Below are 13,705 nucleotides of genomic sequence, written 5' to 3'. Positions count from 1 at the left end.
GGCTCTGTCAGGCCGGTCCGGGACGTCCCGCGACCTGCGGCGCGTGACAGCTGAGCCCGATCCTCGCATCGGCCGGTGTCGGCTCGGCCGGTGAGCCCGTCCCGAGCGTCATCTTCAGCTCGATCACCGGAGCCTCCGACGAGCTGAACCACCACACCGCTACCCGGCGCGGATCCCGGTTGGCCAGGCGCCATTCAGAGCTGTACCAGGGACCGCGGCCGGGCAGTTCCGGGAAGCCCGCGGCGTCCCATGCGCCGCTCCAGTACGGGGCGCCCATGAGGCCCTGCAGAGCGTCGAGGTAGGTGTTCCAACGGGTCTCCGCCAGGTCAGTGACTCGCTGGTTCTCGGTCGTGCCGCTCGCCCGGGCCGACCACACCGTGTGCTCCACCCGGGTCACGGGCTGACTCGGCGCGGTGGATGCCAGATGCAGGCGGCCTCCCAACGCCGTACGCACCCGCAGCCCCGCCTCGAACCACAGCGGACGCCAGCCGAAGCCCGCGCACCAGTGGGCGCGCTTGGCCTCGTCCTCGGGCACGCCCGCCCATACCGTGGGCCAGTCCACGCCGAAGAACCGCTGGAGTTCCGCGACCAGCTGGTCGGGCGTGCGGTCGGCGGTCAGGGCGGGCATGCAGTGTCTCCTCGGAGTGGGCCGGTGCGCCGAGCGGGCGGACCGGGTCGGCTAGACGCGGCCGCTCGGGCCACGGGGGTCCCGTGGGGCAGGCGACGGAGCGGGCGGAGTGGGGTCCGCCTGAGCGGGCCGCCGCGGGGACGGCTGCGGCTCCTGGCGTGGTGCGGGAGCAGCGGGCGCGGGGCTCGGCGCGGGTGCGGGTGTGGGCGACGGCTGTGGGGTCTGCGTACCGCTCGATCCGCTGACGCGTCCGCTGCGCCTGGGCGCGGTGGACGTCTGCCCTTCCGGCTCCGGCTGTGCGCCCTCGCCGTGCCGCTGCTCGCGGAGCTCGCGCGCGTCCTCCCTCGCCAGGTAGGCGTCCTTGCGCTGCTCGCGCCTGGACTGGCCGAGCCAGCCCTTGCGCTGCATCGCGTCCCGGTACTTGCCCTTGAACGCGAGCTTGTCCACCGCCCAGGCGCCGTTGCGTGCCGCGCTGCCTGTTGCCCGGCCCATTCCCTTGGCGGCGGTGCCTGCGACTCGGCCGGTCTGGCGGGCAGTGGTGCCGGCCGTGGAGACGGCGAGTCCGGGAGCCACGGCGGCCGCCTTGTTGAACGTGGCGCTCGCGGCGTCGCCGACGCCCAGCGCGTCCTCCGCCCCCGCGACCTGCGGTGAGAACTTCCCGGACAGCAGGTTCTTCAGCAGCATGACGACGGAGATGGTGACCAGCAGCAGCATCAGCAGCTGCATGCCCAGCGGGACCGGCAGAGGCAGGATCAGCTGGTAGAAGAGCAGCAGGACGGTCAGGATGACGCCGAAGCCGGCGCGCAGTACGAAGCTGTGCACGAAGGTCTGCCACCAGCCCCTGAGGAGCTTCTGCTGGGTCGGGTGGATCGAGATGATCGCGACCAGCGGCAGCAGGATGATCATGATGAGGGTGACCGAGTGCCACAGCAGCGTCAGCGCGCTGAGCACGACGACCATGATGCCGACGATCAGTGAGGCGATGAGCGCGTAGACGCCCATGGTGATGCGGTTGCCGGGTTTGTGGCCGCTCCACTGCTCGTACACGCGGGACTTCTCGTTCTTGGCGATGTAGTTGCGCAGTTCTCCGTACTGGTTCTCCTTGTGCTTCATGACACCGCCGTCCACCTCCGACCAGTTCTTGTAGTAGTCGAAGTTGGTCACTGACTGGACGTTGACCTGCTTGACCCGCAGATCGGTGCACCGCGCCTTCTCGCCGAAGTCGCATGTCGTGGAACCCTTGTACTCCATGCGCTTCTTGCCCGGATCGCCGAACTGGCCGATGGCCCACGGGCGGAACGCCAGCGTGTCGTACATGGCGCAGCTGGATATCCGCATGCCGCGCTGCGGCGCGTTGGCGGCCAGGTCGCAGGGCGGTTCGATGTCGTCCACCGCTCCGCCCAGTACCGCCTCGGTCAGTGCGGCGTTTCCTTGGGCGATTCCTGAGTCGGCGGTCTCGACCACGCGCGTGTAGTTGTTGTCGACCAGGAACGCCGACACCGCGATCACGACGAACGCGGCCCAGCCCACTCCGGCCCAGACCTCGCGTACGTCGCCCTTGCGCCACTTGCCGAACACCCAGAGCCCGGTGAGCAGGATCATGGTGGGCACGGCGATCTGGAAGACGTTCTTGTTCAGCCGGTCGACGACACTGTTCTTGCCCTCGACGGTGCCCTCGTACAGTGCGGCGAGCGGGCTGGGGTTGGAGGAGATCTCCTTGATGCTGATGGAGGCGCGGGTGATGAATTTGCTGAGGTCGAACACCATCTGGGCGATGGAGTTGTAGATCTCGTTCTGGATGCTGCAGTCGTCGTCATCCGCGTTCTCGCCGCGCTCGCCCTGCTTCGCCTGGTCCTGGCTCTGCTGGGTCGAGGCCCAGTTGAGCCCTCGCAGCGCGCCGAGTTCGTAGACGGTGTAGTCCCCGGGGGCCCCGTCCAGGCGGACGGCGCCGGAGACCAGCTCACGCTTGCCGGCCCACTGCTTCACCGAAGGGAAGATGTTCTCCGAGGCCCCCGGCATGTCGGCTTTTTGGTTGATGCTGTCCGACGTCCAGTCACAGGTGTCGAAGAGGGCCTTCGCCGACTGCGGTGTGGAGAGCGAGAGCGCGATCACCCCGAGCGCCACGAACAGCGCGGCGCGTGCCGCGACACCGGCGCTGACCAGTGTTTTGAGGAGGGGGCGCCTCGGTCGGCGCCGTGCCGGGCGGTCGGCGCGGGGCCGGCTGAGGGTCAGCATGAGAATCCTTCGGAGCGGATCAGACGTCTGCGGGGATGTACGTGGTCACAACGCACCCGTCGGCCTGCGCGGGCTTCTTCTCGTAGCCGCTCGGCACCTCGAACTCGGGGTCACACGCCAGGTACTTGAGGCCGGACGTCCGCAGAGCAGTGGCCGTCTGGTCGTCCTGCGGGTACACCGCGAAGTCCTTGCCGATGAGGATGCCGCTGTAGCCCTTCTCCTTCATGGTCGTCTGGAACTGCTTCATGTCCGAGATCAGCAGCAACGTGTTGGGGTGGTCGTACTGGTCCATGCAGACGGCACGGTCCTTGATCGCCCAGACCGGGTCGGTCGACTGGTCCTCCTCGAGCCAGGCGGCGTACCGATCCGCCTGTGTGGAGGCGTCGTACTCCTTGCCGGTCTGGAGGTCCAAGCAAGCGGCGTGCTGGTTGAGGAAGTACTCGATGGACGCCATGTCCGAAGCCGACGGGAGGTCGTCGGGCTGCTTCTCGCCGGTGGACTCCTCGCTCCCCTTGCCGGCCTCCGCGCTCGCCTTGCCTGAGGGCTTCTCCGCCTCGTCGTCGCCACCGCATGCCGCGACCGACGTGGACATGAGCAGGAGGGCGCCGACGGTGAGTGCTCGTTTGATTCGCATGGTCCTTCTTCGGCTGTGGGGCTTCGAGTGGGGGGAGCAGCTGCTCGGACGCGTGGAGGTCACACCGTGGCCGTCTCCGTGGCCGTCGTCTCCGGGGCCGCGGGGCGGGCCGGGTCCTCCGTCATCTCCTGGAGGAACGTCCAGTCCCACACGCTCAGCGGTGGGTTGACGCCCTGGCGGGCCGGGCGGGTGGTGCCGTTGGTGTCCGTGGCCGCGAGGATCTCCTTGAAGACCAGGTCGACGGCGACCGTGCCGACGCGCTTGTCGGCGTCGCGCTGCAGGCAGACACCGGTACGGAGTTCCTGGAGCGCGGCGATGACCTTCGGGTCGTCCTCGGGGCGGCCGAGGAGCGGGGCCACCAGGGACGCCTCCTGCGCTGACTTCTGCTTGAACGCGAAGACCGTGTGGATCTGGTTGGCGCCACCGCTGCGGGCCTCGGAGTCCTCGATCTGGACGAGGTCGATGGCCTGCTGGGTGATCAGGACGGTGACCGCCAGGTAGGAGCGGCCCTGCTTCAGGGCGCGGCGCATCAGGTCGCGGCCCGACTCCGTGGCCGTGACGACGTACGCCTCGTCCACGAACAGCGCCTTGGGGCGCAGACCGATCTCACCGGTCACCGGGTTCTTCTCGTAACCGACGTCCAGCATCTGGCTGCCGAGTTCCACGACCGCCATCAGGGCCGTCGCCGCGAGCCGTTCCGCCGGGTTCCAGCTGCGCGGGTCCGAGGCCGCGGGGGACTGGAAGCCTCGCAGGGTGATGACCGTACGGCGCTTGCGCATCGCGGACAGCGGCTGCGGGCGCTCGGCGAAGGCGAGCCGGGCGTAGGGCAGCGTGCGCAGCTCGGTGAGGAGCATCTGCGCGAGCTTCAGATCCTTCACGGCCTCCCGGTCCCCCGTCGCGATGGCGTGGTCGTACGCCGCCACGACCTCGTCGACGACCTGCCACAGCGTCGGGCGCGGCACCTGCTGGTCGGCGTCGCGGGCCGTGAGGCCCTGGTCCACCGCCTGCCGGATCGCGGAGTTGTAGCGGCCGATGACCGTGGCCATCCCCTCGATGACGGGCAGGCGTACGCGCTGGTAGTCCTCGTCGCCGAGGAAGCCGCGCAGCATGGACTCGGCGAGGAGGCGGCCGGCCGGGACGTCACGGGCGATCACCCAGGGGTCCAGCACACCCGCCTGGCCCTTGAGGAGGTCGACGACCTCGGTCTCCGCCCAGAACTCGGGGTTGACCGGCTGGAATCTGCTCTGCGCGGTGCCGAGGAGGCCCGTCTCCGCGTCGCCGGCGAACTCCGGGTCGTTCACCTGGGAGCCGAAGGCGAGGTAGTAGCAGAGCTGGGCGAAGTCGGTCTTGGGGTCGATGACCAGGCAGCGGACGCCCGACTCGGACTCCTCGTAGAACTTCTGGAGCGCGAGGGAGGACTTGCCACCGCCGGACGCGCCGACGATGGCGAGACCGCCGCCGTCGTTGCGGGCCGGGCCGACGTGCAGGGAGTAGTGGACCGGCATCTTGCCCGCCCAGCCGACCAGGTTGCCGACCCAGCCGAGACGCTTGCCGGAGCGCTGCTCCGGGTTGTCACCCAACTCCGTTCCGGCGGTGGGCAGTCCGGCACCCAGTTGCTCGACCTCCTGCAGCCGGAGATACGGAGCGATGGGGAGCTTCGGCGCGTCACCCGGGAGCTGGGACTGGAGCAGGCGCCACTGCTGGCGGGTCGGGCGCAGCAGGGTGACCTTCAGGTCCTGCTTGAACTGCATCTCCAGCACCCTGCGGCGGCGCTCCAGTTCCTTCACGCTCGGAGCCGAGATGGTGAAGCGGATCTGCGCCTCCATCCCCGGCATCTTGTGCTCCTCGATGTCGTCGACGAGCTCCTGGGCGCGGGTGACCTGGGTGGCCAGCTTGGTGTCGGGGCTGCGGCCGGAGTTGGCCATGTCGTTCATCTCGTCGACGAGGTTGCCGCGGATCTTGTCGGCGCGGTCCTTGAACTTCAGGTACGGGATGAGCGTGAACCGCATGTCGATCTCGACCGGGAAGTCCACGTGCTGCGCGGCGTACCGGGCCCAGGCCGTCGACTGCCGGAAGCGGGTCTCCGCGGGCCAGTTGGCCGCGACCAGGGTCGTGGTGTAGCTGGTCTGCTGCTCGCCGGTGACCTCGTCGTACTGGTTCAGCACGATGTGCGTCTTGCGGTTCTCGCCGGAGAAGTCGACGACGAGGTCGAAGGCGTTGGGACCCCAGGCGCGGGAGCCGAGCACCGGCTCGGGCGGGACGGGCAGGTCGCCGTGGAGGGGCTTGCGGATCAGCCAGACGAGCTCTTCGCGGGTGAGGGGGGTGCCACGGAGGTTCTCCAGACTCTCGTGGACCTCTGAGGCGACCTGCGTCCACTCCGCGACCACGGACGGGGACAGGTACTCGTCCGCGACGCCGGTCGCGGCGGCCGTGACCTGGTCGGCCGCGCCGTTCACGCCCTTGAGCAGCCCGGCGTCGTCGTGCGGCTCGTCGTCCTGCGACAGCACGCCCGTCCCGCCGCCGGAGCGCTTCACCGACCCCAGCTTCACCAGCAGGATGTTGCGCTCCCGCTTGGCGCCGATGCGCTCCTGGTACTCGGCCTTGCGCAGGTTGTACGCCTTGTAGTTGTCGGTCGGATCCCAGGCGACCGCGTTGAGGTCCTCCGCCCAGGTCAGCGCGGTGATCGGCTGGTACACCTTGCGGTAGTGGCATTCGACGTTGCGGTCACCGCGGGCGAGGTTGAGCAGACCGCGGGGCGGACCCTCGGCCATCGCCTGCAGTTCGCCCGCGTTCAGGTACTCGTCGATGGCGGTGGGCAGGACGAGCCCTGTCCATACCGAGTCGCCGTGGACGAAGATCATGTCGTCGGCGTAGCGGTACGGGAGGCGGAGGTCCTCGCGGCGTGCGGAGGCCGTGGAGCCGGAGGACTTGGAGCGGGAGGAGGACGAACTCCTGCCGCCTCCGCCCTGGCCCTGCTTCTTGCCCGACGAGGCAGCCATGATCATGGCGACCACGAAGAAGGCGGCCGCCCCGCCCAGAAGGATCATCATGAACATGGAGGAGTCACCTGCGGTAGATCGAGGTCGGTTTGCGGTGGGTCGGTGCTGGGCCGGTCGGGGCGCGGTAGTGGCTCAGCGGTGCGCGGCGAACGCGCTGCCTCGTTCGGCCGCCGCCCGGCGCGCGGCGTCGTATCGTGCCTGCCAGCGTGGTGAACCGGGGGCCCAGAGGATGACCTGCCAGTGCAGTTCCTCCGGTTCCTGGTCGGCGGAGAGCCCTTGGAGCCGCTTGGGCTGGAACCACCAGTCGGTCCACACCACCAGCTGCTGGCTCAGGGTGAGCGCCGAGGGCAGGGGGCGCCCCCAGACGAAGTAGACGGCGAACGGCGGCCCGAAGTAGAGGATCGACGTCCACATCGACATACCGAGGAACGGCAGGAACGCGGACAGGGTGAACAGCGCGATGAGCCAGACCAGGCCGAAGCCGAAGGCCGCACCCAGCGCGGGCAGCAGCAGGCCGGGCAGCGGGATGTTGCCCCAGTTCCAGATCCGCTTGGGGCGGTTGACCAGATCGGTGTGGTCGTACGCGACCAGCGGCTCGGGTGCCTCCTGGGCCATCGCGGCTGACTCCCCTCGTTCCTAGGACGGCTGACGATCCGGCGGCCGTCAGTTGCCGCCCTCGCCGCCGCCGATCTGGCTGCCGAGGTCGATCAGCACACCGGCGAGGCCGCTGGCACCGCCGATGATCAGGGCGGCCAGCGCGATCATGCCGAAGCCCTGGAAGGCCTCGCGCATGCCGTCACCGCGCTTCATCGACAGCAGCATGCGGATGCCGAGGACGAGCAGGGCGATGACGGCGACCATCGTGCCGGCGTTGGTGAGGATGTCCTGGATCTCTCCGAACATCGAATCCAGGGTGGCTGCCAGGTACACGGGTGGTTCCTCTCGATCAGGTGGTGAAAAGCGTGGTGAAGAGGGGGACGTGATCCCGCTCAGGACTTGTCGGCCTGCTTGTCCTTCGAGGACCGGGGCGACTTGGAGGCGGACGGTGACGGGGAGGCGGTGCCGCCCTCGTCGGGCGCCGTGTCCTCGTCCCCGGCGCTGTCCTCGTCGGGCGCCGCGGTCTCCTCGTCGACGTCGGCCCGGCCGCCCTCCGCGTCCAGCACGCCGCCGCGGACGTCCCTGATGAACCAGCCCTGGGCCGTGCTCACCACGGTCATCCGGTACGAGCGGTTCACAGCCCCGCCGGCCGGGTCGGTCCAGGCGACGACAACCCGGAGCTGTACGGCCTGGCCGTCGGAGTAGGCGTACGGGTCGGTGCCCTGGACGTTCTTCGGTACCAGCGCGTCGACTTCGCTGACGGTGGGGTCGGACAGTTCGCCGGAGAGCCCGGTGGTCGCGGCCTGGGTGGCGTCGGACGTGGTGAAACGGTCCATGGCCGTGGTGTCGGACGCGCCCCACGCCTTGAAGTAGCCGGGCAGCACCTGCTCCCGCAGCTGGTCGGACAGAGTGTCGTCCACGACCTCGGCGTCCTGGTCGACCGGCGGCACGTCCGCGCGGGGCGGCAACGGCATCTGGCCGACGTCACCGGCGACGCGCATGCCCTCGCCGCTCCCGAGGTCCTTCACATAGACGGGCACGGTGAGCGTGGTCAGCTTGCCGCCCTCGCTGCGGACCTGGACGCCCAGGTAACGGCCGTGGTCGCCGTACTCGGGCAGCGTCTCGGCGGTGCCGTCCCAGGTGGCGGCCACGGCCTTGTTCGTACCCTTGCCGTCCCAGCCGCACTCGCCGTCGACGCCGGAGGACGTGTAGCGGGCGAGGTCGTCACGGCGCGTGGACGCGGTTTCCGGGGAGTACGTCATGCACAGCATCGCGTACTGCTCCGCGAAGGTCGCCGCCTGCCGGGTGGGGAACTCGCTGAGGCGGAACTTGGCCGCGTCGGCGGGGTCGAGCCCCGCGGTCGCGGGCGTCGAGGACTTGCCGATCACGAGCCCCATCACTCCGCACGAGCCCAGCGCGAACACGCAGGTGGTGATCAGCAGGGTGGCCCGCAGGGCGACATGTGTACCGCGGCCCCCGGCAGGGATACGGCCACCGGGCCTGGGCACGGCGAAGTCGCGAGCGGGGCCGGCCTTGGCGGAAGCGGAGGGCCCGCCGGCGGTGGCCCCGGTCGCGCCGGCGGGATCGGCCCTGAGGGCGGGGCGGGCGTTGCCCGGGGCGTGAGACTGGTGCGTGGTCGTGGGGGCAGCGGCGTGGGGCGTGGCGAGGGTGCCGACGGCCGGGGGAGCGGACAGGGCAGCGGAACCCGTGGCCGCACCACCCTTCTTGCGCTGCTCCTTCGCCGCCTTCTTCTGCTCGTACGCCGCCTTGCGTGCAGCCCGTTCCCGCTCCCGCTTCTCCTTCTTCGACTCGCTCGCGGGGCGCGTCTCGCGCGGCGGCAGCGCTGGTACGGCGGCCTGACCGGCCTGGGGTGTGTTGCGCACCCAGGCTGCGGCGACCTGCGCGCGGGCCGCGTCGGAGGGAAGCTGCTGCGGCTGGGGGTGGGAGGCATGGGGACCGGCAGACTGCCCCTGGTGCGGGGCGGGCGCGTTCTGGCCCTGCGCCTGCCACGCCTGCTGCTGCGGCTGGTGGGGCTGTTGTGGCTGGTGCTGCTGTTGGGCGTTCTGGGGAGGACCGAAGGACCCGGGCTGCCCGGTGGGCTGGCCTCCGCCGACCGCGCCAGCAGGGCTGTTGTGGTCTGTCATCGAGTCGGTTACTCCAGCGAGTCGGTTCCCCGTCCGCCTGGGCGGGTCACGACCGCACCGCACGACGGGCCCTGGCCCAGCCAGGTGCGCAGGCAGTGTGACAAAGACCTGTCACCGGACCGCCGTCGCTTTCCTTGCCGGGAGAGCAGGAATTCCCGTCAGGCGGACTACGGGAAAACGTTCGGGAAATGGGCCAGGGCGCGAGGGGAAAGGAGGCTCGCTGTGCTGACCCTCCTTGGGCCCACAATGCGCGGGGCATGTCTGCCGTACGCGGGACGCCCCGGAACCCCTGCATCCGACGGACCCGGCGAAGGACGAGAGTTGACCGACCACAACGGGCACCCGCAACAGCCCGACCCGCGTGCCTGGGACGGCCCCCGGCAGACCGTACCGGTCGAGCCTGTGCAGCGGACACCGGGGCAGGACCCCTCGCCGGTGTGGCAGGCACCCGCCCCGGCTCCCGCTCAGGGCCCCGCACCCGCCGCTGTGTCGGCGCCGCAGGCACCACAGACTCCCCAGGCCCCTCAGGTCTTTCAGGCCGACCAGGCATGGATCGACGGCTACGAGCCCGGCAACCCCTGGCAGGCGAGGCTGTGCATGGAGACCCCGTACGGCACTTTCACCTATCCCCTCACTCCGCACACGATGCCCGAACTCCTGGAGCAGATGGTCCTGGTCGCCCAGGAGCAGCAAGGACTTCCGGTCGGTTTCGACACCGGCCCCGAGTTCGGGGCGCTCCCGGAGGACGGTGAGGACGTCGACGAGGACCAGCAGGGCCAGGCTTCTGGTCTCCACGGCGGCCGGGCTGCCCGGCTGACCGGCTGGGCCCTCGTCCACGACCTGTGGGAGCGCGAGGACCCGACGGCGCGGATCGTGATGGGCGCGGTCGTCGTGGTGCTCCTGCTCCTCGGCATCGTCCTGACCTGATTCCTTTGCCTTCCACCGGCCCCGGCCCCGAACAGCAGCCCGCAGGAGTGGAACGATGAGCGGTACCGCATCCTCCGAACAGCCGGAGTTCTACTTCGCGGACGTCCACGTGTTCGTCTCCGACTACCTCGCCCAGATGGTCCGCCGCCGGGTCAACGGCTCGTCGGCGACCTGGTGTCCCCGGTGGTGGGAGCATCCCGAGGCCGGCGCCCGTCTCTCGGCGCTCTGGCTGGCCTGGGAACACCTGCGTCAGGATCCGGCACTCGGTATGTCGACGTGGTGGCTGCACCACGCCGACCCTCATCTGAGGGTTCTGATGGATGCCGATGCGGGCCCGTTCGCGGCGTGTTCGCCCAAGGACGGGCACACGGCGTATCCCTTCGATCCGCTGCCGGTGGACGCGCGGCCGGAGTGAACGGGTGGACGGGGCGCGGGAAGGGCGCGGCCGACACGGGGCCGAGCACGTGGGCGGACGTACGCACCTTCGGCCCGGGCCGTGTGCCCGGCGTCCGTCGAGGCGGTGACGCGGGACGGCCCGCCCGGCGAGCGCGTTCTGCCCTCCCCACCCGGATGTCCCGCTCTTTCCCGAAGCCGCACCGCGGTTTCCCCTCCGGGAATCCCCTCGGTTCCGCTGCCCGCACCTCCCCCTACCGTGTCCCGGTCACCCGTCGACCGCCGTACCGGCTCAGCACAAGGGAGGCGCGGGAGCGTGGAGTTGCCTGAGGAGAACAAGCGCACGGGGCTGTTGGCCCTGGGGGTGCTCGGCGTTCTCCTGATCGCCGTCCTGACCGTGTTCACCGTCTTCGACGGGGACGACGGGAGCGACGAGGCCGGTGACTCGACGGCCCCCACCGCCACCGCCGGCCGGAACGGGACGGGATCGGGTGGACAGGAGGCCTCCGACTCCGACGAGGACACGACGGAGACAGGCCGCGGCGCGGCGACCGTGCCGATCGTCTCGGTCGCCGAAGCCGCCGAGGCCCACGGGATCATGACGCGGTACATGGCCGGCATCAACACCTACGACCACACGTCCAAGTCGGCGGCCTGGCGGGCCCCGCTCCTCGAACTCACCCTGAACGACGAGCGGATGAAGGAGCTGACGGCGCTGCCCACCGGAAAGGCGTGGGCCACCTGCCAGGCCGAGCAGTGCACCTCCAAGGGCACCGCTGTCGTGGAACGCGACGCGGTGGTCTCGGACGACCTGGTGCGCGGCAGTGGCCGTTCCATCTCCAGCCTGGTCGAGGTGAAGGCCACGCGCACCGAGGGCGGCGGGACCACCACCGAGTCGAACCAGTGGCTGGTGAGCGTGCAGGAGGTCAACGGCAAGTGGGTCGTCTCCGGCTTCGACATCTTCGGGCTCGGTGACGTGGGCGCCTCCGACGACTCGGGGGCGTGACGCGCGATGGTGGCACCGGCGGTACTGGCCGCCGCCGCGAAGGCGGCGAAGGTCGCCAAGGCGGCCAAGGCAGCGGCCCAGGTCAAGAACGGCTCGGGCGGCGGCAAGAAGAACAACAACAAGAAGTGGCTGTGGATAGCCGCCGGTGTCGGTTTCCTGCCCCTGGCCGGGATCGGCACCCTCGTCCTGGTGCTGCTGGGGTCGCTCCTCGGAGGAATGGGGGCGGGAGCCGCAGCGGCCTCCTGTGAGGACTACGCGGACAACGCCGAGGCAGGCAACACCGACGACGCGGCGGCCACCAACCCGGTCATGCCGGCCGGGAAGATGTACACGCCGAGCGAGACCGCGCGCAACGAGATCCCGCCGAAGATGATTCTCGCAGCAATGCGTGCAGCCGCCCGCTACGACGGTCTCGACTGGACCATGATCGCCGGGCAGATGTACCAGGAGACCAAGTACGGCCAGGACCCCTCGGCCGCGCCCGGCGGTGCCAACTCCCTCGGATACATGGGCATCCTGCAGTTCGGCAAGCCGGCCTGGACGGACTACGGCGACGACGGCAACGGCGACGGCAAGAAGGACCTGTACAACATCGACGACGCGGCCTATGCCGCGGCCAACTTCCTGCACGCCAAGAAGGCGGAGACCCAGCCCTTCAAGGCCCTCCAGATCTACTCCGGTTCGGCCTCCTCCAACAGCGTCTACCCGCGTGTCGTCCTCACCCAGTCCGCCCGCTACCGAGGCGCGCTCACCGGTGACAAGGACCTCATCAAGCGCTGGTACGCCCATCTCAAGGAGACGATCGAGAAGAACCCCGGCTTCCCGACCCTGGGCAAGCAGTCGGACATCCCGGAGCCGGTCGGCAACGACGCCCAGCCCAGCCGGGCCCTCAGCGTCGCCGCGACCCCGGCCCGCTCCTGGTCGACGCCCCCGCTGGACGACAGCGGTGACGACACCACCACCGCGATGTCCCTGGCCGCGTACTCCGCAGACACCGACGCCGGCACCGCCTCGACGACTCTCGCGCTCCCCGTCGCCAAGCCCGTGACCGGCGGCAAGGACTGGCAGTGGCCCATGAAGAAGGGCACCTACCAGGTAGGTACGCCCTACCACAAACAGGGCAACATGTGGAGTCTCGGCTACCACACCGGCCTCGACCTGACGGCCACCACCGGCACCCCGATCTACGCACCGGCCGACGGCGAGGTCGTCGTGGCCGGGCCTGGGGGGTCGTACGGGAACATGACGAAGATCCGGCACGCGGACGGCGTCATCACGCTCTACGCGCACCAGACCTCGATCAAGGTGTCCGTCGGTCAGTCCGTGAAGCGCGGTGACCAGATCGGGACCATCGGCGCGACCGGGAACGTGACGGGCCCCCACCTGCACTGGGAGGTCCTCGTCCCGGGCGTCGACAACCCGTTCGTCGGCGGCCAGGACCAAGGCCCCGGCATGGTCGACCCCGCTGAGTGGATGGCGGGCCGGGTCACCGCCAACCCCGACTACGGCACCGTCCCGGGCGACAGCAACGGCGAGGGCCGGAACGCCCAGTACGAGGAATGTGCCGAGGACAACGGCGGTGCGGCCGTGGCCCCCGACGGTGCCGGGGCCTCCGGTGTCCTTCCCGACTCCGACGACCCGGTGATACGCGCGGTCCTCGGCTGGGCGCAGCGCGGCGTCGGCGTCCCGTACGTGTACGGCGCCCCGCGCCTCCAGGGCCGCAACCCGACCAGCTTCGACTGCTCCAGCTTCACGCAGTGGGCGTACTACATGGCCAGCGACGGGAAGATCAACATCGGCGCCACGACCCGTGACCAACAGCCCCGGCTCCGCAAGTACAAGGTGCCGCTGTCCGAGGCGCAACCCGGTGACCTGATCTTCTTCCGGCCCGAGGGAGGCGGTTTCTCCGGACACGTGGGTCTCGTCTGGGACGCGAGGACGAAGAAGATCATCCACGCCCCGCGGCCCGGCAAGTCGGTCTCCTTCAGTACCTGGGACGTCCAGGACGAGATCACGGGCGTCTACCGCGTCCCGATCCCGGCCGGTACGAACGCGGTCGAGGGCGACGGCAAGACCGGTACGGAGGACGCATGAGGCGCGGTTCCTGTCCCTCGTCGTCCAGCCGTCGAATGACACGCGGAG

11 protein-coding genes are annotated in these 13,705 nt (G+C 70.0%); 4 read left to right on the top strand and 7 right to left on the bottom strand.

The annotated features are described in order from the left end of the window. Positions 1–7: 7 nt before the first annotated feature. The 7 genes from ACFU5F_RS10755 to ACFU5F_RS10725 form a co-directional block, all read right to left on the bottom strand. The gene (locus ACFU5F_RS10755) at positions 8–628 is read right to left on the bottom strand and encodes a hypothetical protein (RefSeq protein ID WP_383884947.1); all 621 of its coding nucleotides are present in this window, start codon (positions 626–628) and stop codon (positions 8–10) included. Positions 629–679: 51 nt separating this feature from the next. Next, positions 680–2,863, bottom strand: a complete 2,184-nt coding sequence (locus ACFU5F_RS10750; RefSeq protein ID WP_383884944.1) for a hypothetical protein — start codon at positions 2,861–2,863, stop codon at positions 680–682. A 19-nt stretch (positions 2,864–2,882) separates the two neighbouring features. After that, positions 2,883–3,497, bottom strand: coding sequence for a hypothetical protein (locus ACFU5F_RS10745; RefSeq protein ID WP_383884941.1), 615 nt, complete (start codon positions 3,495–3,497; stop codon positions 2,883–2,885). A gap of 59 nt (positions 3,498–3,556) precedes the next feature. Beyond that, positions 3,557–6,553, bottom strand: a complete 2,997-nt coding sequence (locus ACFU5F_RS10740) for an ATP-binding protein (RefSeq protein ID WP_383884938.1) — start codon at positions 6,551–6,553, stop codon at positions 3,557–3,559. A gap of 75 nt (positions 6,554–6,628) precedes the next feature. After that, positions 6,629–7,111, bottom strand: a complete 483-nt coding sequence (locus ACFU5F_RS10735; protein ID WP_383884934.1) for a hypothetical protein — start codon at positions 7,109–7,111, stop codon at positions 6,629–6,631. 48 nt (positions 7,112–7,159) lie between these two features. Beyond that, a complete protein-coding gene (locus tag ACFU5F_RS10730) occupies positions 7,160–7,426 on the bottom strand; it encodes a TrbC/VirB2 family protein (protein ID WP_383884931.1) in 267 nt (88 codons plus the stop codon). A 59-nt stretch (positions 7,427–7,485) separates the two neighbouring features. After that, on the bottom strand, positions 7,486–9,237 hold the full coding sequence (locus ACFU5F_RS10725; protein WP_383884928.1) for a conjugal transfer protein: 1,752 nt from the start codon (positions 9,235–9,237) through the stop codon (positions 7,486–7,488). A 321-nt stretch (positions 9,238–9,558) separates the two neighbouring features. On the opposite strand from ACFU5F_RS10725, the gene ACFU5F_RS10720 reads away from it, so the two are divergent. The 4 genes from ACFU5F_RS10720 (at position 9,559) to ACFU5F_RS10705 (ending at position 13,657) form a co-directional block, all read left to right on the top strand. Beyond that, positions 9,559–10,164, top strand: coding sequence for a hypothetical protein (locus tag ACFU5F_RS10720; protein ID WP_383884925.1), 606 nt, complete (start codon positions 9,559–9,561; stop codon positions 10,162–10,164). Positions 10,165–10,219: 55 nt separating this feature from the next. Beyond that, positions 10,220–10,579, top strand: coding sequence for a DUF4913 domain-containing protein (locus ACFU5F_RS10715; RefSeq protein ID WP_383884922.1), 360 nt, complete (start codon positions 10,220–10,222; stop codon positions 10,577–10,579). A gap of 294 nt (positions 10,580–10,873) precedes the next feature. Beyond that, positions 10,874–11,563 carry a hypothetical protein gene (locus ACFU5F_RS10710; RefSeq protein ID WP_383884919.1) on the top strand — a complete coding sequence of 230 codons (690 nt, stop codon included), beginning with the start codon at positions 10,874–10,876 and terminating at the stop codon, positions 11,561–11,563. 6 nt (positions 11,564–11,569) lie between these two features. Continuing rightward, a complete protein-coding gene (locus tag ACFU5F_RS10705; protein ID WP_383884916.1) occupies positions 11,570–13,657 on the top strand; it encodes a peptidoglycan DD-metalloendopeptidase family protein in 2,088 nt (695 codons plus the stop codon). Positions 13,658–13,705 lie beyond the last annotated feature (48 nt).

It is taken from the genome of Streptomyces sp. NPDC057438, from assembly GCF_042802995.1.
Classification (GTDB): Bacteria; Actinomycetota; Actinomycetes; order Streptomycetales; family Streptomycetaceae; genus Streptomyces.
Note: the sequence above shows the minus strand (reverse complement) of the source record. Positions and strands in the feature narration are given on the sequence as shown.